Annotated in this window: 23 protein-coding genes; 14 read left to right on the plus strand and 9 right to left on the minus strand. The window is 39.5% G+C overall.

Features of this window, described 5'->3' with window-relative positions:
• Positions 1–62: 62 nt before the first annotated feature.
• Entirely contained in the window at positions 63–1,145 is a 1,083-nt protein-coding gene (locus BW142_RS01990; RefSeq protein ID WP_024599264.1) for a trypsin-like peptidase domain-containing protein, read from the plus strand.
• 102 nt (positions 1,146–1,247) lie between these two features.
• On the opposite strand, the gene murA is transcribed toward BW142_RS01990, so the two are convergent.
• From murA to BW142_RS02025, 7 genes are read right to left on the minus strand one after another with little or no spacing between them, the layout of a single operon-like run.
• Entirely contained in the window at positions 1,248–2,507 is a 1,260-nt protein-coding gene (gene murA / locus BW142_RS01995) for a UDP-N-acetylglucosamine 1-carboxyvinyltransferase (RefSeq protein ID WP_024599263.1), read from the minus strand.
• A 13-nt stretch (positions 2,508–2,520) separates the two neighbouring features.
• Positions 2,521–2,778 (minus strand): BolA family protein, encoded by a 258-nt coding sequence (locus tag BW142_RS02000; protein ID WP_002957953.1) that lies wholly within the window; start codon positions 2,776–2,778, stop codon positions 2,521–2,523.
• Between the two features lie 5 nt (positions 2,779–2,783).
• Positions 2,784–3,077 carry an STAS domain-containing protein gene (locus BW142_RS02005; protein WP_024599262.1) on the minus strand — a complete coding sequence of 98 codons (294 nt, stop codon included), beginning with the start codon at positions 3,075–3,077 and terminating at the stop codon, positions 2,784–2,786.
• Positions 3,070–3,750, minus strand: coding sequence for an ABC transporter substrate-binding protein (locus BW142_RS02010; protein ID WP_024599261.1), 681 nt, complete (start codon positions 3,748–3,750; stop codon positions 3,070–3,072). The genes BW142_RS02005 and BW142_RS02010 overlap by 8 nt, the downstream gene beginning before the upstream one ends.
• 5 nt (positions 3,751–3,755) lie before the next feature.
• Entirely contained in the window at positions 3,756–4,304 is a 549-nt protein-coding gene (gene mlaD / locus BW142_RS02015; RefSeq protein WP_002957950.1) for an outer membrane lipid asymmetry maintenance protein MlaD, read from the minus strand.
• A gap of 13 nt (positions 4,305–4,317) precedes the next feature.
• Positions 4,318–5,097, minus strand: coding sequence for a lipid asymmetry maintenance ABC transporter permease subunit MlaE (gene mlaE, locus BW142_RS02020; protein ID WP_002957949.1), 780 nt, complete (start codon positions 5,095–5,097; stop codon positions 4,318–4,320).
• The gene (locus BW142_RS02025) at positions 5,097–5,912 is read right to left on the minus strand and encodes an ATP-binding cassette domain-containing protein (RefSeq protein ID WP_076915496.1); all 816 of its coding nucleotides are present in this window, start codon (positions 5,910–5,912) and stop codon (positions 5,097–5,099) included. The genes mlaE and BW142_RS02025 overlap by 1 nt, the downstream gene beginning before the upstream one ends.
• Before the next feature lie 255 nt (positions 5,913–6,167).
• On the opposite strand from BW142_RS02025, the gene BW142_RS02030 reads away from it, so the two are divergent.
• The 13 genes from BW142_RS02030 to BW142_RS02090 all read left to right on the plus strand — a co-directional run bounded on the left by BW142_RS02030 (position 6,168) and on the right by BW142_RS02090 (position 16,082).
• A complete protein-coding gene (locus tag BW142_RS02030) occupies positions 6,168–7,136 on the plus strand; it encodes a calcium/sodium antiporter (protein ID WP_024599260.1) in 969 nt (322 codons plus the stop codon).
• Between the two features lie 3 nt (positions 7,137–7,139).
• Complete coding sequence (locus BW142_RS02035; protein ID WP_076923783.1) at positions 7,140–8,111, plus strand: KpsF/GutQ family sugar-phosphate isomerase; 972 nt, start codon at positions 7,140–7,142, stop codon at positions 8,109–8,111.
• Positions 8,112–8,663: a 3-deoxy-manno-octulosonate-8-phosphatase KdsC gene (gene kdsC, locus BW142_RS02040; protein WP_007580311.1), complete on the plus strand. Its 552-nt coding sequence runs from the start codon at positions 8,112–8,114 to the stop codon at positions 8,661–8,663. It begins immediately after the preceding gene.
• Positions 8,660–9,214, plus strand: a complete 555-nt coding sequence (gene lptC / locus BW142_RS02045) for an LPS export ABC transporter periplasmic protein LptC (RefSeq protein ID WP_024599258.1) — start codon at positions 8,660–8,662, stop codon at positions 9,212–9,214. The genes kdsC and lptC overlap by 4 nt, the downstream gene beginning before the upstream one ends.
• Positions 9,204–9,749 (plus strand): lipopolysaccharide transport periplasmic protein LptA, encoded by a 546-nt coding sequence (gene lptA / locus BW142_RS02050; protein ID WP_076923717.1) that lies wholly within the window; start codon positions 9,204–9,206, stop codon positions 9,747–9,749. The genes lptC and lptA overlap by 11 nt, the downstream gene beginning before the upstream one ends.
• Positions 9,746–10,471, plus strand: a complete 726-nt coding sequence (gene lptB, locus BW142_RS02055; protein ID WP_076923718.1) for an LPS export ABC transporter ATP-binding protein — start codon at positions 9,746–9,748, stop codon at positions 10,469–10,471. Before lptA ends, lptB begins: the two co-directional genes overlap by 4 nt.
• A gap of 69 nt (positions 10,472–10,540) precedes the next feature.
• Positions 10,541–12,040 carry an RNA polymerase factor sigma-54 gene (locus tag BW142_RS02060; RefSeq protein WP_024599255.1) on the plus strand — a complete coding sequence of 500 codons (1,500 nt, stop codon included), beginning with the start codon at positions 10,541–10,543 and terminating at the stop codon, positions 12,038–12,040.
• A 26-nt stretch (positions 12,041–12,066) separates the two neighbouring features.
• The gene (gene hpf, locus BW142_RS02065; RefSeq protein ID WP_007580301.1) at positions 12,067–12,354 is read left to right on the plus strand and encodes a ribosome hibernation promoting factor; all 288 of its coding nucleotides are present in this window, start codon (positions 12,067–12,069) and stop codon (positions 12,352–12,354) included.
• 4 nt (positions 12,355–12,358) lie between these two features.
• Positions 12,359–12,811: a PTS IIA-like nitrogen regulatory protein PtsN gene (gene ptsN, locus BW142_RS02070; RefSeq protein ID WP_024599254.1), complete on the plus strand. Its 453-nt coding sequence runs from the start codon at positions 12,359–12,361 to the stop codon at positions 12,809–12,811.
• Positions 12,812–12,829: 18 nt separating this feature from the next.
• Positions 12,830–13,675, plus strand: coding sequence for an RNase adapter RapZ (rapZ, locus tag BW142_RS02075; RefSeq protein WP_024599253.1), 846 nt, complete (start codon positions 12,830–12,832; stop codon positions 13,673–13,675).
• Between the two features lie 42 nt (positions 13,676–13,717).
• Entirely contained in the window at positions 13,718–13,990 is a 273-nt protein-coding gene (locus tag BW142_RS02080; RefSeq protein WP_002957937.1) for an HPr family phosphocarrier protein, read from the plus strand.
• A 125-nt stretch (positions 13,991–14,115) separates the two neighbouring features.
• Complete coding sequence (gene mgtE / locus BW142_RS02085; RefSeq protein WP_024599252.1) at positions 14,116–15,474, plus strand: magnesium transporter; 1,359 nt, start codon at positions 14,116–14,118, stop codon at positions 15,472–15,474.
• Between the two features lie 56 nt (positions 15,475–15,530).
• Entirely contained in the window at positions 15,531–16,082 is a 552-nt protein-coding gene (locus BW142_RS02090; protein WP_076923719.1) for a protein disulfide oxidoreductase, read from the plus strand.
• A 188-nt stretch (positions 16,083–16,270) separates the two neighbouring features.
• Here the strand turns inward: BW142_RS02090 and BW142_RS02095 are convergent, their stop codons facing one another.
• Both BW142_RS02095 and BW142_RS02100 read right to left on the minus strand, forming a co-directional pair.
• Complete coding sequence (locus BW142_RS02095; protein WP_076923720.1) at positions 16,271–18,448, minus strand: YgiQ family radical SAM protein; 2,178 nt, start codon at positions 18,446–18,448, stop codon at positions 16,271–16,273.
• Positions 18,449–18,579: 131 nt separating this feature from the next.
• Positions 18,580–20,769, minus strand: coding sequence for an EAL domain-containing protein (locus BW142_RS02100; RefSeq protein WP_076923721.1), 2,190 nt, complete (start codon positions 20,767–20,769; stop codon positions 18,580–18,582).
• Between the last annotated feature and the right edge of the window lie 72 nt (positions 20,770–20,841).

Consider the following 20,841-nt stretch of genomic DNA (forward strand, 5'->3'; position numbering starts at 1 on the left):
TGCCGCTGTTATTTTTTTTATGTCATCATAAAGAGATTGCTCACTTACATAATAAGAAAATCGTGCTGAAACTAATAAAATTTATTCTTCCCCCTTTATTTGCAGGCCTAAGTATTGCTTTTTTAGTGGTTTTTTTCAGCCCTAATATGCGAGCGGCCTTACTTCCAAATGTTCCCCTACCAAGCGCTATGAGTGCGGGTCACCTGAGTTTTTCTGATGCAGTTAAACGAGCAGCTCCTTCTGTGGTTACTATTTTTTCAGAAAGCATTTCCAAAGAACCCCGTTATAAAAGAAAAAACACAGTACAAGAGCTAGGCTCTGGCGTCATCATGTCGCAAGACGGTTATATTCTTACTAACTACCATGTTGTTAATAACGCAGATCAAATTATGGTTATTCTAACCGATGGTCGACGCTTCTTTGATGTGCAGCTAATTGGTTTTGATACCATTACTGATTTAGCCTTACTTAAAATAAATGCAGATCACCTTCCGGTCATTCCTGTCGATGATAGCTATGTATCGAGCGTAGGCGATGTGGTACTTGCTATAGGTAACCCGCTTAATTTAGGTCAAACAATCACGCAAGGCATCATTAGCGCAACGGGTAAGCAAAAGATTACAGACAGTCCGTACAATAACTTATTACAAATGGATGCGGCTATTAACGTGGGCAACTCTGGCGGCGCATTAGTTAACTCCAATGGTGATTTAGTCGGTATTACCTCTGCGCAGTTTAAAACGCGTGAGAATCTGAATATTCAAGGAATATTCTTTGCGGTGCCTTACTCGCTTGCTAAAAAAGTAATGGGAAAACTCATTCGTCATGGTCGTGTTGTACGTGGCTATCTAGGCTTCGAAGGCACAGCAGTAGATAGTACCGGTAAAGAAGTAAACGACAGCCTAACTCCCGTTACGGGCATGCGAATTACTAATTTAGACCCTTTGGGTCCAGCATGGCAAGCGGGCATTGAAGAGCAAGATATCGTTATTAAAATTGCAGGCCTCTCGGTAGCAAACCCACAAAAAGTGCTGGAAGAAATAGGTAATACAGAGCCAGGTAAAGAAATAGAGTTTGAGCTTTACAGAGATGGGAAAATAGAAAAAATCATGGTGGTGGTAGCTGAGCTTGAAACAAAGCTTTAATAAAGAATAATACCAACCTGCATAAATCGTCAATAAAAAAGTCGGATAGCAATTCGCATATCCGACCTTTTTTCAAAATTGTGTAATTAGTTAAGTATCTACTTAGCTACTTCTACGTTTAATATTTGCACCTAACGCACTTAGCTTATCTTCAATGCGCTGATAACCTCTATCAACGTGATAAATACGATCAACGACCGTTTCACCTTGAGCCACTATACCCGTCAAAATTAAACTAGCTGAAGCGCGTAGATCGGTTGCCATCACTTGCGCACCCGTTAAGCTTTCAGTCTCACCACAAATTGCGGTATGTCCTTCCAAACGAATATTAGCGCCCATACGCTGTAACTCTGGTACATGCATGAAACGGTTTTCAAAAATCGTTTCTGTAATAGTCGCACTACCATTTGCTACTACATTCAATGCTGTAAACTGAGCTTGCATATCCGTAGGAAAACCTGGGTGTGGGGCTGTTTTAATATTAACGGCTCTTAGTTCTCGGCCGCGCATATCAAGATAAATACTGTCGTTATTCACCTCTAGGTGTGCATTGGTTGCGCGTAATTTTTCAATCACAGGCTCAAGGGAGTGAAAGTCAGTGTTTTTACAAAGTACTTCACCGCCTGCCATTGCTGCCGCGACTAAAAACGTACCAGTCTCAATTCTATCTGGTAAAATACTGTGCTCGCATCCTGCTAAACGCTCAACGCCTTCAACTTCAATGCGGCTGGTTCCTGCACCTGTGATTTTAGCGCCCATCGCAATTAAGCAATTAGCTAAATCAATTATTTCGGGCTCGCGAGCAGCATTATCAAGTATGGTTTTGCCATCAGCAAGAGCAGCTGCCATCAATAGGTTTTCAGTAGCGCCTACGCTTACCATTTCCATAAAGATTTCAGCGCCTTTTAAGCGCCCGTTTACCTTGGCATTAATATAACCATTTTCAACGTTAATTACCGCGCCCATGCGCTCCAAACCTTGAATATGTATATCAACAGGACGAGCACCAATAGCACACCCACCAGGTAAAGACACTTGAGCTTCACCAAAACGTGCAACTAAAGGGCCTAATGCAAGTACAGAGGCACGCATTTGCTTAACTAAGTCGTATGGCGCTAATGTTTTATTAACCGTTGCGCCGTCAATCACTAGCGTATCGCCGTGCCAATTAACATCAGCACCTAGAGTTTTTAATAAGGCTTCAGTGGTCACTATATCGCGAAGGCGCGGTACATTAGTAAATGTACTTTTTCCATCAGCTAATAATGAAGCAAACAAAATAGGAAGTGCGGCATTTTTAGCGCCAGAAATAGTCACTTCACCAGCAAGTGAAGTACCACCTTGAATTACAAATTGATCCATTAAGAGGCCCTATTTATTGCGGTAAAATAAATTTTTGTTCACGCTTCCACTCTACGGGAGTAAATGCACGAATAGATACTGCGTGAATTGTGCCATCTGAAATTGTATTCATTAATGGACCATAGACTAGCTGCTGCTTTTTAACTCGGCTTAAACCGTCAAAGCATTCGCCTACTGCAACAACTTCATAATGGCTACCATTGGCTTTTACATGTACTTCAGCTAATTGAAGTTCTTCGCGTAATAATGTTTCGACTTGGCTAGTTTCCATAACTCTCACTCAAATAGGGTTGTAACCTGACCCAATTGCATTAAATTTTGCAATTGCTCAGGTAGGTTTTGCAATTCAAGGCGAATGCCTTGCTGCTTTAATTCTGCAAAAGAGTGAATTAACCAAGCTAAGCCCGCTGTGTCAACCCTAGATACTCCACTTAGGTCGAAATAGATGATTTTATGCTTAGTTAATAACTTGTTGTTCAGAAGCTGTTCATCGCCAATTGAATTTCGAGTAAGCTCACCGCTTACTCGAAAATGTTGTCCATCAACTTGGCTTATTGCCAATTTAGTCATTCGAGTTACTGCCTCTAAACTGAACTGGTAGCTGACTCTTTTGCTCTAAAAGGTTACTTACATTATCAATACCTTGCTGGCGCAAAATACCTTGTAGTTCACTTTGTTTTGCATCTAGTAAACTAATACCTTCAGCAATCATATCGTACGCGCGCCATTCACCGTCGCGGTCTTCGCGTACTTTAAAATCGATTCTGATATCAGGTTTACCGTCTTCAATAATTTTAGTCTTAACAACAACTACGTCTTTGCCTTTAAATGCTTGCTCGGCACCAAACTCAACTTTCTGGTTTGTATATTGAGTGAATACACCTGCATAAGTAGCAACTAAATACTCTCTAAACACACCAATAAAGCGTTGAATTTCTTTAATTGCTTTAGCTTTTTCAGCTTCGTCGGTAATTGCACGGACTTTAGATACTTCACTACCTAGTACGCGAAGTGCTGCATATTTGTAGTCGATATAAGGCATTAATTCTTCTTCAACGATTACGCGAAGATGCTCTTGATCTTTAACAATTAATGGCTGATCTTTTTTAATACGTGCAAATGTATTATCGGCAACTTGGCGTACCATTTTATTTGGATCGACCAATTTAACATCTGCTGCACTTACGCTTTGAGTTAGCGTCATTGTGCCAATTGCTACAATAGCTAAAAACTTTTTCAACATAATAATTACTCACTACCTTGGTTGAATAAAAACTGCCCGATTAATTCTTCAAGTACAATGGCAGACTTAGTATCAGTAATTGAATCACCATCACCTAGTGCTTTACTTTCCACACCAAACAAATCGTCAATTGCTTCATCTTGCTTGTTTTCAGTCACTGTTTCGCCTAAGCAACGTTGTTTAGCCGAATCTGGAGAAATGACAGGGTGAATACCTAAATACTGCTCACCTAAAATACCCGACGTTAAAATAGAGATTGAGCTTGTGTCTGAAAAACGACATAAATACTGTGCATCAATGGTCATGTTTACCACTGGTAAAAACTCTTGTGGGTGAACATAAATTGATTCAACTCGACCAATTACAACACCACCTACTTTTACCGGCGCACGCGCTTTTAACGAGCCAATGTTTTCAAACTTGGCATTAAGCGTATATGTTTCGCCAGAGCCACTAATACCTGAGTTGGCAACTTTAAGTGCAAGCATCGCAAACGCTAAAATGCCAAGTGCTACAAAAAAACCAACTAAAATTTCTAATTTCCGTGAATTCATTATCTATACCCTATTAGCTGGTAAACATTACCGCTGTCAAAATAAAGTCAAAACCTAAAACTGCTAATGACGAATGAACAACCGTTTCGGTGGTTGCTTTGCTGATCCCTTCGGAGGTCGGCACACAGTCATATCCTTTATAAAGCGCAATCCAGGTCACCACTATGGCGAATACAAAACTCTTAATAATACCGTTTAGTATGTCTTGCTGAAACGACACTTGTGATTGCATGATTGACCAAAAACTACCTGTATCAACCCCCAGCCAATCTACACCCACTAAATGAGCGCCTATAATTGCTACGGCTGAAAATATCAAGGCAAGCAATGGCATGCTTATAAAACCCGCCCAAAAGCGTGGTGCAATAATACGTTTTAGCGGATCGATTGCCATCATCTCAAGTGATGAAAGCTGCTCTGTTGCTTTCATTAAGCCAATTTCAGCAGTCAATGCGCTGCCTGCGCGTCCTGCAAACAGTAATGCAGTAACAACCGGGCCCAGTTCTCGCAATAAACTCAGTGCCACTAACGGCCCTAAACTATCCTCAGCGCCATAACCAACTAATACGGTGTAACCTTGTAAAGCCAATACCATGCCGATAAACAAGCCCGACACCATAATAATCAGTAACGATTGCGAACCCACCATATAAAGCTGGCGAACAAGTAACGGTGTGCCTTTTTTAAAATTAGGAACATGCGCTAATGCACTAAACAGCATATAAGCTGAACGACCGAGAGCCGCAAAGCGTCCTAGCGTTTTATGCCCTAGCTTTTGAAATAAATCCAACATTATGCTTTTTCTCCAAGCAGCTCGTCTGCATAAGCTTGAGCCGGAAAATGAAATGGAACCGGACCATCCGACAAGCCTTTTAAAAACTGTTGAACTAAAGGAGATTCGTGATTACGCATTTCATCTGGGGTACCACAACCAATTACCCCTTGATCAGCGATAATTATAACGTGATCGGCAATACTCATTACCTCTGTCACATCGTGCGTCACAATTAAAGACGATAAACCTAATACCTCGTTAAGCGACTTAATTAGCTTAACCAATACGCCCATCGAAATAGGATCTTGTCCTGCAAATGGCTCATCGTACATGATTAGCTCTGGATCAAGTGCTATAGCGCGCGCAAGTGCAGCACGTCTTGCCATACCGCCTGATAACTCAGAGGGCATTAAATCTTTAGCGCCACGTAGCCCAACCGCTTGCAGCTTCATTAATACAACTAATCGAATAAGGTCTTCACTTAGCTTTGTGTGCTCTCTTATAGGAAACGCAATATTGTCAAATACCGACATATCAGTAAACAGCGCACCACTTTGAAAAAGCATGCTCATTTTAGTACGTGCTTCGTATAACTCTTTACGAGACATTTTAGGAATGCTGCCACCTTCAAATAAAATATCACCTGAATCGGGTTTAAGCTGACCACCAATTAAACGCAACATAGTGGTTTTGCCAATTCCGCTTGGCCCCATGATCGCAGTAATTTTACCTTTAGGAACGCTAAAACTCATATTTTTATATATAGTTCTATTGCCTCTCGAAAAGCTAACATCCTTGACTTCTACTATTGATTGCGACAAGTCGCTCTCCATAAAAATGTTCACTAGTGCACCTATTTTAAAGCTTTTTTGTCAAAGATGGAAAAAACAATTCGTAAGATTTTGTAATACATCCGTGAAAAGGATTATAAGACTCGCTCAAAACAGCTTAACCCCGGCTTAAATTTTTAAATTAGCTGTTTAAAAGCAGCATTGTTACGTAGTTGACCTTACTCTTTTATTTATACTTTCATCTTGGCTTTTGTTACTATTCGCGCCATCCGTATTTTGTATAACTGGCTTAACACAATGGTTACCTCGTTTGTTATTTTAATTCTTGGTTTTGCAGCTCTTGTTTGGAGTGCAGACAGGTTTGTTTATGGCGCTGCGGCTCTTGCTAAAAACTTTGGTGTACCTACACTTATTGTTGGTTTAACCGTGGTAGCTATGGGCTCTTCAGCGCCCGAAATGATGGTTTCAGCCTCTGCAGCTCTGGCTAACAAAACCGACACAGCCGTTGGTAATGCTGTTGGCTCTAACATTACAAACATTTTACTTGTGTTAGGTATCACAGCTTTATTTCGCCCTCTTTCAGTTTCATCTAGTACGTTAAAACGCGAAATGCCATTGGTAATGCTAGTATCTCTTGCTACTTGGTATGTCTTTTCGGATAACTACTTTTCATTTAATGAAGGTGTTGCACTTTTAGTTGGCTTTATCGTGTTCATCGGTGGGTTAATTATTGTATCTATGCGTGCAAAAAACCAAGATGACCCATTTGTCTCAGAAGCCTGCGACGACGTCCCTAACGATGTACCTACAAAAAAAGCGATATTTTGGTTAGTTATAGGCATGATACTCCTACCTGTTAGCTCTCATTTTTTAATAGGTTCAGCCGTAGACATTGCAAAATACTTCGGCTTAAGCGACTTAGTCATTGGCTTAACAATTATTGCCATTGGTACTAGCTTGCCAGAGCTTGCAGCTTCGGTAGCTGGTGTACTTAAAAATGAAGATGATTTAGCACTAGGTAATATTGTTGGCTCAAATATATTTAATATTCTAGCGGTATTACCACTTGCAGGTATCATTAACCCTTCTGCCATTGACCCATCATTAGTAAGTCGAGACGTATTGATTATGATTGGTGCAACACTTGCTCTTATTATTATGTCATTGAACTTTAGAGGCACCCAACGTATCAATAGAGTAGAAGGCGGCTTATTGCTAATAGCGTTTTTGGGTTACCAAGGGTATATTTTTAGTCAAGTAGGGTAAATGATGGCAACGCTAAATTTTATTGAACAAGGTCTTCGCGTTTTAGATGTTGAGCGCCAAGCACTTAGTGATATTGCACAATATGTAGATGAGAATTTTAATAACGCGTGCCAATTAATGTACGACTGCGAAGGCCGTATTATTGTCATTGGCATGGGTAAATCAGGTCATATTGGCAATAAAATTGCGGCCACTCTTGCGAGTACTGGCAGCCCTGCATTTTTTGTTCACCCTGGTGAAGCAAGTCATGGTGATTTAGGTATGATCACTAAAAATGACGTGGTTATGCTTATTTCTAATTCAGGAGAGACCAGCGAAGTTTTAAATATCATTCCGGTTTTAAAACGACTTGGTGCCAAAATGATATCGATGACTGGCAATACGCAATCAACCATGGCGACCCTTGCTAATGTACATGTGTGTATTAAAGTAGAAAAAGAAGCCTGTTCATTGGGTCTAGCTCCTACATCAAGCACCACTGCAACGCTTGCGATGGGCGATGCCATGGCAGTTGCACTATTAGAAGCCCGCGGCTTTACAGCTGATGACTTCGCGCTATCTCACCCAGGTGGTAGTTTAGGCAAGCGCTTACTGCTTACTTTAAAAGATGTTATGCACGGTGGCGCAAATACACCTATTATTAGCGTTTCACAAACAATTAAAGACGCCCTTATTGAAATGTCCGCCAAAGGTTTAGGCATGACAGCCATTGTTGATGAAAATCAGCAGCTCGTGGGATTATTTACCGATGGCGATTTACGTCGTATTTTAGAGCAAAGAATTGATATTCATACAACACAAATAGATGTTGTTATGACTAAGTCATGTACTACGGCTACACAAGATATTTTAGCCGCTGAAGCGCTTAATATTATGGAACACAAACGTATAAATGGCTTAATCGTCGTCAATGAGAAAAACCAACCTATTGGCGCATTAAACATGCAAGACCTATTAAAAGCAGGAGTGTTATAAATGCAATTTGAAGAACTCTATCAACCGCTGAGCGATGATGCAAAAGCACGCGCTAAAAAAGTAAAGCTACTTATATGCGATATTGATGGTGTATTTTCTGATGGCCGTATTTATCTTGGTAATCAAGGTGAAGAGCTAAAAGCATTTAATACAAAAGATGGTTTTGGCATTAAAGCGCTTATAAACAGTGGCTTTGAAGTGGCTGTAATTACTGGTCGTCATTCACAAATAGTACAACAACGTATGAGCAGCTTAACCGTACAGCATATTTATCAAGGTCAAGAAAATAAGCTCATTGCCTATCAAGAATTAAAAGACAAACTCAACCTTAGCGATGAACAAATTGCTTATATCGGTGATGATGGCCCTGACATGCCCGTTATGGAATTAGTCGGCTTTGCTGTTGCAGTAAATGATGCCCATCCACTTATTAAACGTTTATCACACTATGTAACGCAAATGCCTGGCGGCTTTGGTGCAGTAAGAGAGCTCACCGACTTACTTATGCTTGAAAATGGTAAAGCGTTGACTACACAAGGCACTAGTTCATGAATGCAGCGCGCATAATATTAAGCGTTTTATTCATTAGCTGTATGGTTTGGCTTTGGTACCCTTATTTTACACAACCAAATATTTTGCCTCAGACTGAGCCTGAAGTTATTGCCAAGCCTGATTACATAGCCATTGAACTCAAACAAACAGCCTATGACGAACAAGGTACAATCAGCCACAAAGTAACTGCGGCTAAAATGGAATTATATCAGCAATTAGGTTTCACGTTTTTTGAAAAACCCATTTTTACTTTATATAACGAAAAGCAAACGTGGCAAATAAATGCAGACGAAGCAACATTATACGAAGACAAACAATTAATTTTAGAAGGTAACGTGGTTGCCAAAAACTTAACCGATAACGCCATGATAGACAAAATCAATGCTGATAATATTCAGGTAGATATAAAGCTATTAACAATGCGCTCGGAACAACCCGTTATCATCACTGGACCCAATTTAAAAATCACCGGCAAAGGCCTAGAAGCCGACTTAAAAACCGAAGTGATAAAACTAATTAACCATACGCGAACCATATATTATGACCAATAAAATATTAAAATCACTTATTATTCCTACACTTATACTAGCATTTAATAGCAGTGCTGCAGAGCCAAATACACAGCCTGCTGCAAATCAAATATCAATAAGCGCCGATAAGCAAGAAGGTCAATTAAAAGCTAATGTCGGGATTTTTGAGAAAAACGTTGAAATTATTCACGGTAACCGCCGTATTACAGCCGACCGTCTCGAAGTACATAAACGCGATGAACTTGGTGATAATAAGCAATTATTAATTGCTACTGGTAGCCCTGCCTACTTTGAAGAGAAGCAATCAGACGGCACGACTATGAGCGCCAGTGCTGACGAAGTACGTTACGATGTATCTAAGCGTTTTTTAACGCTTGTTGGTAATGCACAGGTATCGCAAGCAGGACAAAAAATAAATGCTAAAAGCATTACCTATGACATTGAGCAGCAGCTAATCAGTGCCGAAAAAGATGAAAACTCAACTGACCGCGTTCATACAATTTTAGTACCTATTGAAACTAAAAAAAGTAAAAAAAGCGACAAAGGTCAACCATGAGCACATTAAAAGCAGAACTATTAGCAAAGAGCTATAAAGGCCGTGAAGTTGTAAAAAACGTTGGCCTTGAAGTAAAAGCTGGCAGTATTGTTGGCTTACTTGGCCCTAACGGCGCAGGCAAAACAACCACGTTTTATATGATTGTAGGTCTTGTGCCCAGCGATAAAGGTAAAATATTGATAGATGATAACGATATTACTCTTTTACCTATGCATAGTCGTGCTAGATTAGGCATAGGCTACTTACCGCAAGAGTCTTCAATTTTCAGAAAGCTAACTGTTTATCAAAACTTAATGGCTATTTTAGAAACGCGCAAAGAGTTAAATAAACAAGCTAGAGAAGACACTCTCGATAAATTGTTAGATGAATTTAGCATACAACACATTCGTGATAGCCAAGGTATGGCATTATCAGGTGGCGAACGTCGTCGAGTTGAAATAGCACGTGCGCTAGCAGCAGATCCTAAATTTATATTACTGGATGAACCGTTCGCTGGTGTTGATCCAATTTCAGTATTAGATATAAAGAAAATAATAGAACATCTTAAAAATCGTGGGATTGGAGTATTAATTACCGACCATAACGTAAGAGAAACCCTTGATGTTTGTGAAAAAGCCTACATTGTTTCTCATGGGGAGCTGATTGCATCAGGTACTCCAGAACACGTATTAAATGATAAAACAGTACGCGATGTTTACTTAGGCGAGCAATTTAGGCTGTAACATTTACGCCATGTCTTAAAGCATCTGCTAGTATTAATTATAACAACATAAAAGGATTGTTAGAGATACATGAGGCAATCACTACAGCTGCGCATGGGCCAGCAACTTACAATGACTCCACAGCTGCAACAAGCTATTCGTTTGTTGCAACTCAGTACATTGGATCTCCAGCAAGAAATACAAGAAGCTCTCGACAGCAACCCGCTATTAGAGGTTGAAGAACAAGACTACTCAGAAGATGCTGCTGGCAAAAACGAGCAAAAAGCTGATACCGATGACATAACTGTTAGCGCATCTGCCGATGATGCTCCAAGCGAATACGAACAAGATAGTGGTGAAGCACTTGCGAAAGACACGCTAAGTGACGACATGGCTATGGATGTTAGCTGGGATGAGTACATGAGTGCTGCTCCTGCAGCATCATCGGGTCCAATGCCTGAAGATGAATCAATTTATCAAGGTGCCTCTACAGAGACGCTCCATGAGTATTTAATGTGGCAGTTACAATTAACGCCATTTAGCCCTACAGACGAAGCTATTGCTATTGCTATTGTGGAAGCCGTTGATGATTCAGGTATTTTAACGCTTAGTTGTGAAGAAATTTTAGAAAGCTTTAATCAAGAAAATGAAGATGATAACGAAGTCGAACTTGATGAAATTGAAGCTGTATTAAAACGCATCCAACTGTTTGATCCTGTCGGTATTGCTGCACGTAGTTTACAAGAGTGTTTGTGTATTCAGCTTAATCAGTTTGATAAAGAAACACCTTACATTAATGAAACAAAAATGATTTTAACCGAGCATATTGATTTATTAGCTGCTCGTGACTATCGTACATTAATGAAGAAAACCAAGCTCAAAGAAGAAGAGCTTAAAGAAGTAATGACATTAATCCATACTCTTAGTCCTAAGCCTGCAGATACTATTGTAAGAGAAGAATCTGAGTATGTTATTCCAGACGTGTCAGTTAAAAAAATTAAAGGCCGCTGGGTTGTTGAGTTAAACCCAGACAGCATGCCTAAAATTCGTGTTAATAGCCAATACGCTGCAATGTCTCGCACTGTGAAATCGAGTGGTGACAGCCAGTTTATTCGCTCGCATTTACAAGAAGCTAAATGGTTTATTAAAAGCTTAGAAAGTAGAAACGACACACTTTTAAAAGTAACTAATTGTATTGTTAAGCAACAACAAGGCTTTTTTGAACACGGCCCTGAAGCAATGAAACCAATGGTTTTAAATGATGTTGCTGAAATGGTAGAAATGCACGAATCAACAATTTCGCGCGTAACAACTCAAAAGTATATGCATACACCCCGTGGTATATTTGAGCTCAAATACTTTTTCTCAAGCCATGTAAGCACCGAAAACGGTGGTGAATGTTCATCTACAGCAATTCGTGCACTTATCCGCAAATTAATCGCTGCAGAAAACTCAGCAAAACCATTGAGTGATAGCAAAATAGCGGATATATTGGCTGAGCAAGGAATTAAAGTAGCAAGACGTACAATCGCAAAATACCGCGAATCTCTGGCTATTCCACCGTCAAATCAACGTAAAAGCTTGATCTAAGACGCAAAAAAAAGAGGGTAATGCTTATGCAACTAAACTTAACTGGTCGTCACGTAGAATTAACCGATTCACTAAGAGACTATATTAATACCAAATTTGCGAAGCTAGAAAGACACTCTGATCATATTAATAATGTTCATGTCATTCTCGATGTAGAAAAATTAAATCAAAAAGCAGAAGCCACAATACATGTAAGTGGTGCTGAGCTATTTGCCTCTACGGAACATCAAGATATGTATGCCGCCATTGACTCGTTGATCGACAAGCTCGATCGACAAGTAATTAAACACAAAGAGAAGCTTGCTCGACACTAATATGATGAAATTAAGCTCACTTATATGCCAGGACTGCAGCAAAGCTGCGGTCCTTTTTAATAGCAAAAAAAGAATTTTAGAGTTCATTAGCGAACTTGCTCACGACAAACTTCCGTATTTACCGCAACAGGATATCCTTACTGCTTTAATGAGTAGAGAGAAACTGGGTAGTACAGGTATTGGCCGTGGCATTGCCATTCCTCATGGTCGAATGAGCGGTGCAGAAGAGCCTTTAGCTTTAGTACTCGTTAGCGAAACTCCAATAAATTTTGATGCAATAGATAATCGTCCTGTTGATATTTTTGTCGCACTCATCGTACCAGATGGCGATAACCAACAGCACTTAAAGACTCTCGCAACCATTGCTGATAAACTAAACAACAAAGATTTTTGTAAACAGTTACGCTGTGCAAAATCAGATGCTGAGCTTTACCAAGTTATTGTCGATCAATCATAGTTTTATAAAGGGTGTTAAATGGAGTTAATTATCATAAGCGGCCGTTCTGGTTCTGGAAAGTCGGTTGCTTTACGCGTTGTAGAAGATTTAGGCTATTATTGCGTAGATAATATTCCAGTTAACTTGCTTCCTTCATTAGTTCGCAGTGTGTCTGATAGCTACGATAAAATTGCTGTTAGCATTGATGTGCGAAACATCCCTAAAGAGCAAGATGAATTTAACGATATTCTTGAATACTTACCAGGCTTTGCAAATCCTACGTTATTTTATTTAGATAGCGACGATCAAACGTTGATAAAACGCTTTTCAGAAACGCGCAGGTTACACCCACTATCAATTGACTCGCTGCCTCTTGATTTAGCCATCAAAAAAGAAAAAGAATTACTTGATGTACTAATCACCCGCGCCGACTTTATGATAGACACAACTGATTTAAGCGTTCACCAACTTGCAGAATCTATTCGTGAAAAGATTTTAGGTAAAAAAGATAAGCAACTAATTGTCACGTTTGAATCGTTTGGTTTTAAACACGGTATACCAAAAGAAGCAGACTATGTATTTGATGCGCGTTTTTTACCAAATCCACATTGGGAACCTGAATTAAAACCTTTAAATGGGTTAGATCAACCCGTTAAAGATTATTTGGCCAATCACAGCATAGTGCAAAAATTCACATGGCAAATTCAAACATTTGTACAAACGTGGTTACCGCACTTAGAGCGAAATAACCGCAGTTATTTAACCATAGCTATCGGATGTACAGGCGGACAACATCGCTCTGTATATTTAGCGCAAACTATCGGTGAAAGTTTTGCAATGACACATCCCAATGTAAAAATTCGCCATCGTGAACAAGAAAAATAATAGAGCTGAATAATCACCTGTTCAGCTTAGGTAGAGTAAGTTATGCACTGTGAAGACACTTTTTTAATAAAAAACAAATTAGGCTTACACGCTAGAGCAGCTACTGTGCTTGCGCAGTTAGCAGTACAATTTGATGCGACAATCACATTATTTCAAGATGATAAAGAAGCCGCGGGCGATAGCGTACTTGCACTAATGTTACTTGAAAGTAGCCAAGGCAAAGAAGTAAAAGTTGTATGCAAAGGCCCCGATTCTGAGCAAGCTTTACATGCTGTTGGAGAGTTAATAGCACAACGTTTTAATGAGCAAGAATAAACAGTTATAAAAATAATGCTCGCATTACTAACGCCTCAACTAAAACAGATATATAAATACGGTTAGTGACGCCAGTTAACTCACCTCTCCCCATAAAGTAATATAAAAATTTATAAAGGACGCCAATGCCTGAAGCTTTTGAACAAGATTACCCACTACAGCAACTAAAACAGGTGACTAAGTCACTCAATAGTGGTCAATTTGTTCAAGTTAGGCGCATGCTCGCAAAAACAGCTCCTTGTGATACCGCATTATTATTAGAATCATCCCCCCATAAAATTCGCCGACTCCTCTGGCAGTTGGTTGATCCTGATGTGCAAGGCGATGTTCTTGAAGAACTATCAGAAGATGTTCGTTTAGGCATTATTGCCCAGATGGAACCTAAGCACATTGCAGCCGCAACAGAGGATATGGGCCACGATGACTTAGGTGAGGTATTACGTAGTCTGCCAGACACCGTTTATAAAGACGTTGTTAGCGCGATGGACATTCAAGACCGTGAACGTGCAACACAAGCACTTTCGTATCAAGAGCGTTCTGCTGGCGCGCTAATGAACACCGATACGGTGACCATTCGCCCCGACGTTACGCTTGATGTTGTACTTAGGTATATTAGGCTACGCGGCGAGTTACCAGAAGGTACCGATGACTTGTATGTTGTTGATAAGCATAACTGCTTTATAGGCGCTTTATCACTCAGTACATTATTAACTAACCCGCCAGAAAAAATTGTTCGCGATTTAATGGATGAAGATTGTGAGTCTATCCCAATCTCTATGGATGAAAGTGAAGTCGCGCAATTATTTGAACGTCATAATTGGATATCGGCCCCCGTAGTTGATGATAATGATCAGCTCCTTGGTCGTGTGACTATCGATGACATCGTTGACGTAATAAGAGAAGATGCGGAGCATAGCTTACTAAGTTTAGCCGGTCTTGATGATGAAGAAGATACCTTTGCACCAGTACTAAAAAGCTCTAAAAAACGCTCAGTTTGGTTAGGTGTCAACTTACTAACGGCACTTGCAGCTGCTTTTGTAGCTAGCTTTTTTGAAGGCACTTTAGATGTTTTACCTATTTTAGCTGTACTTAACGGTATTGTCCCTTCTATGGGTGGTGTTGCAGGTAGCCAATCATTGACGCTTGTTATTCGTGGTATTGCGGTAGGTCATATAAATCAAACAAACCAACGTTTCTTGATGATGAAAGAGCTTGCTATTGGCGCGTTAAACGGGGTTTTGTGGTCGTTGTTAATAGCAGGTGTTATTGCCCTATGGCAGTGGGACTTTATGCTTGGTGGCGTACTCGCCTTCGCTATGTTTATGAACTTAGTGGTGGCAGGTGTTGCTGGTGCGAGTATCCCTATTATTCTTAAAAGAATGAATATAGATCCAGCACTTGCAGGGAGTGTAGTGCTAACCACGGTGACAGATATTGTGGGTATATTCGCCTTTTTAGGTACTGCTACTTGGTTGCTGGTTTAAATTAGAAACTTTTGCAAATAACTAAAGTAAAAAACACTTAGGGTAAAGCTGCAGCTATGACAACGGATACCAAAAATAAAAAAGACACACCTAAAAAAACGCCAAAACAAAAAGGGCTATCAATATTAAAAAGTGTATTGATATATGGCTCTATATTTTTCGTAATTTATAACGCTGTTAATTGGTGGAGGCAACCGGTCATGCCTGCAAATCCTCAATTACAATTAATAGACTATAAAGGGCAAAACATTGATTTATCAGCAATGAGCCAAGATAAACCAACGCTTGTGTACTTTTGGGGAACTTGGTGCCCTATTTGTAGTATTACCTCCCCTGCCATAAACGAACTCGCAAACGAGAATAACTACCCTGTCGTGAGCATCGCAATAAAATCAGGTTCTGATAAAGAACTACATGATTATCTAAATGATCACGGCTACAATTTTGCCACTGTCAACGATCAACACGGTGAGATATTTGCCGACTGGCAAGGACAAGTCACGCCATCCTATATAATCTTAAAAGATAATAAAATGAAGCAAGGGCTAACAGGAATTCAACCGTTATGGTCACTTAAATTACGTTTATGGTTATCATCAACGTTTTAAAAAACTAACTAGAAGTATATTGGCTCTAAATACGCCAATCTTAAGGGGAGTTTCTGAAAGTTCGCTCTTTATTACCTACAATAATATAGCCAATAAAGAGCAAGGTTTACTTAATTTACGTACTAACGAGGCTTAAAAATCCTTAGCGTAATTAAACTAATTACGCTAGATATTAGTAGATTAGATTACTAACGTGTACTTTGACGATTACCGCCTACTTTTGGTTTAGTGTTTGCTTTTTTAAATTGGCTAAAACCGGTATGTCGCGTTAGTGCCGGACGTCCGCCTTTACTGCGACCTTTACCTGCTTTTTCATCACGCCCTTCTTCAGGCACTAAACAGTTAGGCCCTTTACCAATTAAATTAGCTTTACCCATTTTACGCAGTGCTTCGCGTATCATCGGCCAACCTGCTGCATCATGGTAGCGTAAAATTGCTTTATGTAATCTACGTTGGCGAGCACCTTTAGGTACTGGAACAACTTCTGTATTGTTTTTTATATTACGTAAAGAGTTCATCTCTGTATGGTAAATAGTCGTTGCATTAGCCATCGGTGACGGGTAAAAATTTTGTACCTGATCAAGCTTAAAGTCGTTTAATTTAAGCCATAAAGCCATGTTTACCATGTCTTCGTCTTTTGTACCTGGATGAGCTGATATAAAGTAAGGAATTAAATACTGCTTTTTACCTGCTTCTTTAGAGTACTTATCAAATAATTCTTTAAATTGATCATACGCGCCCATACCTGGTTTCATCATTTTTGATAATGGACCATCCTCTGTATGCTCCGGCGCTATTTTTAAGTAGCCGCCCACATGATGCGTTACTAATTCTTTAACGTAACGAGGGTCGCGTACAGCTAGGTCATAACGTACACCAGAAGCAATCAAAACCTTTTTAATACCCTTAACTTCACGTGCTTTTTTATATAAGTCTATTGTTGGCGTATGGTCGGTATCCATGTGCTTACAAATCTCAGGGTACACACATGATAAGCGTCTACAGGTACTTTCTGCTTTTTTACTCGTACAACGCAGTTTATACATATTTGCCGTTGGGCCACCTAAATCAGAAATCACACCAGTAAAGCCAGGTACTTTATCTCTAATCTGTTCAATTTCTTCAATAATAGATTCTTGCGAACGACTTTGAATAATACGCCCTTCATGCTCCGTAATTGAGCAAAACGAACAACCACCAAAACAACCGCGCATAATATTTACCGATGTTTTTATCATGTCGTAAGCAGGAATTTTAGAGTCGCCGTAACTTGGGTGAGGAATTCGCTGATACGGTAAACCAAACACAGCGTCCATCTCATGTGTTTCTAATGGGTATGCAGGCGGGTTTACCCAAATAGAGCGATCGCCGTGTCGCTGAAACAGCGCTCTTGCACAACCAGGGTTTGTTTCTTGATGTAAAATACGCGAAGCGTGGGCGTATAGAGGTTTGTTAACACTTACTTGCTCATAAGCAGGTAACTTAACGTAAGTTTTTTCCCACGGTTTAGGTCGCGCAGGCTGAACCATGATTGGTTTTGCAGCTTCCGCCTTTAAATCAATACCCGCTTGTTTAAATTCAGATTTGCTACAGCCAACATCATCAGCGCCGTATGGATTTGGAATAGGATCAATTTTACCAATTTTATCTATAGCGGTAGAGTCACTGCCACGCCAACCTGGTAAAGGTTCTTTTCTAATAACAGCCGTGCCGCGAATATCTTGAATAGTATCCATTGTTTCGCCTGCGGCAATACGATGCGCAACTTCAACTAACGGACGCTCTGCGTTACCGTAAATTAAAATATCAGCTTTAGCATCAAACAAAATACTACGACGAACTTTTTCTTGCCAATAGTCGTAATGAGCAATACGACGAAGACTCGCTTCAATACCACCAATAACAATTGGTATTCCTTTGTATGCTTCACGACATTTTTGCGAGTAAATCATTACGGCGCGATCGGGACGTTTACCACCTACGTTATCTGGCGTGTAAGCATCATCGTGGCGCATACGCTTTTCAGCTGTATAGCGATTTATCATCGAATCCATGTTGCCAGCTGTTACACCAAAAAATAAATTCGGTCTGCCTAGCTCCATAAATGCATCTTTAGAGTCCCAAGCGGGCTGGGCAATAATACCCACTCTAAAGCCTTGCGCTTCAAGTACACGGCCAATTACCGCCATACCAAAGCTAGGATGATCAACGTACGCGTCACCACTAATTATTATTATGTCGCAGCTATCCCAGCCAAGTGCATCCATTTCTTCACGTGTAGTTGGTAAAAATGGCGCGGTGCCATAACATTCAGCCCAATATTTAGGGTATGAAAATAAGGCGCGCTTAGCTTTGAGTGTGCTCATAATTGTGGCCGTAGAATAACAAAAGGCGCGAATTATACCCTACTAAATTGTTTATATATACAAAGTAGTCAAAGCATATCGCACCTTAAATTCTAAATCGTTCATTAGCTTAAATAATAAATTAATCTTTTTTAGCGTTTATTTATAAATTCTATTAATTCATTCTCAGGCATGGGTTTAGCATACATAAACCCTTGTACCTCATCACACCCTAAATTCTTTAAGAACTGGGCTTGCGCTTGTGTTTCGACCCCTTCAGCAATCGTTTTTAAACCCAACTTAGCGCCAAGTGATATAACTAAAGCAGCAATAGCACCTGTATCATCGTTTGGTAAACCCTTTATAAATGCGCGGTCTATCTTTAATCTATCCAGTGGTAAACTTTGAATATAGCTTAACGACGAAAAACCAGTGCCAAAGTCATCAATAGCAACTTCCAACCCTAGTTCTTTAAGCTCTCTTAGAGTATTAATAACAGTTTCTAGCTCATCCATTACTACGCTCTCGGTAACTTCTAATTCTATGTTCTTTGGCTTAACACCATATTTTAACAATGTATTTTTAACAGTTTGTGCATAGCCTTTTACTTTAAACTGCGGAACAGACACATTAACCGCAATACAAATTTCTGTACCCATATTTTCTAGGCGCTTTTGCTGTTGGCAAGCTTGCTCTAATACCCACTGCCCTATATCGACAATTAAGCCCGCATCCTCTGCAAGTGGTACAAATACAGCTGGTGATATATACACGCCATCACCTGTCGGCCAGCGTAATAATGCTTCACACCCAATTAGCGACAAATCATCTAGTGCAAGTTGGGGTTGATACCATACCTCTAACTTATTCCGAGCAAAGTCATGACGTAGCTGCCTAATAATACCTAAACGCCAAGCCATTTTATCTTGCATATCAATACTGTAATAAACGCCTTCTTTATGCTTTGCTTTTTTAGCTTGATTAAGTGCGATATAAGCAACTTTCAGTGTATCAATACCACTACTTTGAAAGTCTTGTTGTTGGCATAAGCCCACTCTAAAGTCGATAGGCAGTAAATGTTCTTCTGCGTAAAATGGAATACCTAGTTGCTCATTCAATTTTTTTAAGTCAAATTCGTCTTGGCGAATAATAAACCCAAAAACATCAGCGCCAATACGTGAAAGTAATTTAGCTGATTGGTAATTTTCTTTTAGCCTTTGAACAATACCAATTAATACTTTATTACCGACCTCTTGCCCTAAGCCATTATTAATATCTGCAAAGTTAACTACATCAAGTAATACAAATACATAATCATTCACGTGGGGCTTTTGATAATGCACTACCCGTTCAATAAAGTTAGTACGATTTGAAATACCAGTAAGCACATCTTTATAAGCTGCATCTCTTAACTTTACAAATAGCCTTATGTTATCAAGTGCTACACTTACATTAGTTAAGAAAATTTCAGCAAATTGAAGCTGTGCTTGTAAGGGAGTGTGTTCGCACTCTATATATAAAGCCGCTTTTCGATGTTTGCTTTTCAATATAAATGTTGAACTTGAATCTATATGTTGGTGCTTTGACAAAGCAAAACATGACTCAACTTGTTCAAATACTCTGCTATCAACATTAATTAATTTTTCACCAAAATAGCCTTCGTAATGCCCACAACCACCTAATACTTGAATAAAGTCATCGCCATCCAACTTGCTACAAACAAGCCCTCTAGGTGCGCACTTTAAAATAACACTCATATGCTTGATGACTTCTTTGCATAATTGCTTAATATCAGTAAGTCCTAAAATAGACTTTGATGCTGAAACAATCGTGTTCATCGCATCACTTTGATATTCAAGCTGGCATACCTGCTCGTATGAGCGAATAGCCGTTATAAGCGAAGTTAATAACTTAGAGCGAGTAAGCTCTGTTTTCGTTTTATAATCATTTATGTCGTATTCTCGTATTACTTTTTCTTCTGGTGTATTGCCTGCTTGCCCTGTTCTTAAAATAATTCTTACATGTTGATTATTTAATTCGTCACGCACTCTTTTTACAACCTGCAAACCGGCATCGTCAGTTTCCATAACAACATCTAAAAAAATAACCGAAATATTTTTATTTTTAGCTAACACTTCTATTGCTTCTGCACCCGAATAAGCATCGTGAAATCGCAAACCAGCCCCTAAAAACTCAACTCCAGACAAAGCTAATTTTGTTACAGAATGAATCTCAGGTTCGTCATCAACAATTAAAATATCCCAAAACTTAGTCTGCTCAACAACAGCATCGTCTTCAAAATCTTGTTCAAAAAATAAAAAATCGTTTTGATCTGACGACATTCGCTCTCCTAAGTAGCAATCTATAAATTATTTTTGGTTTATAGTCTAATTCATACTATAGTCGATTAATAA

The organism is Pseudoalteromonas sp. EB27, from assembly GCF_001974875.1.
Classification (GTDB): domain Bacteria; phylum Pseudomonadota; class Gammaproteobacteria; order Enterobacterales; family Alteromonadaceae; genus Pseudoalteromonas.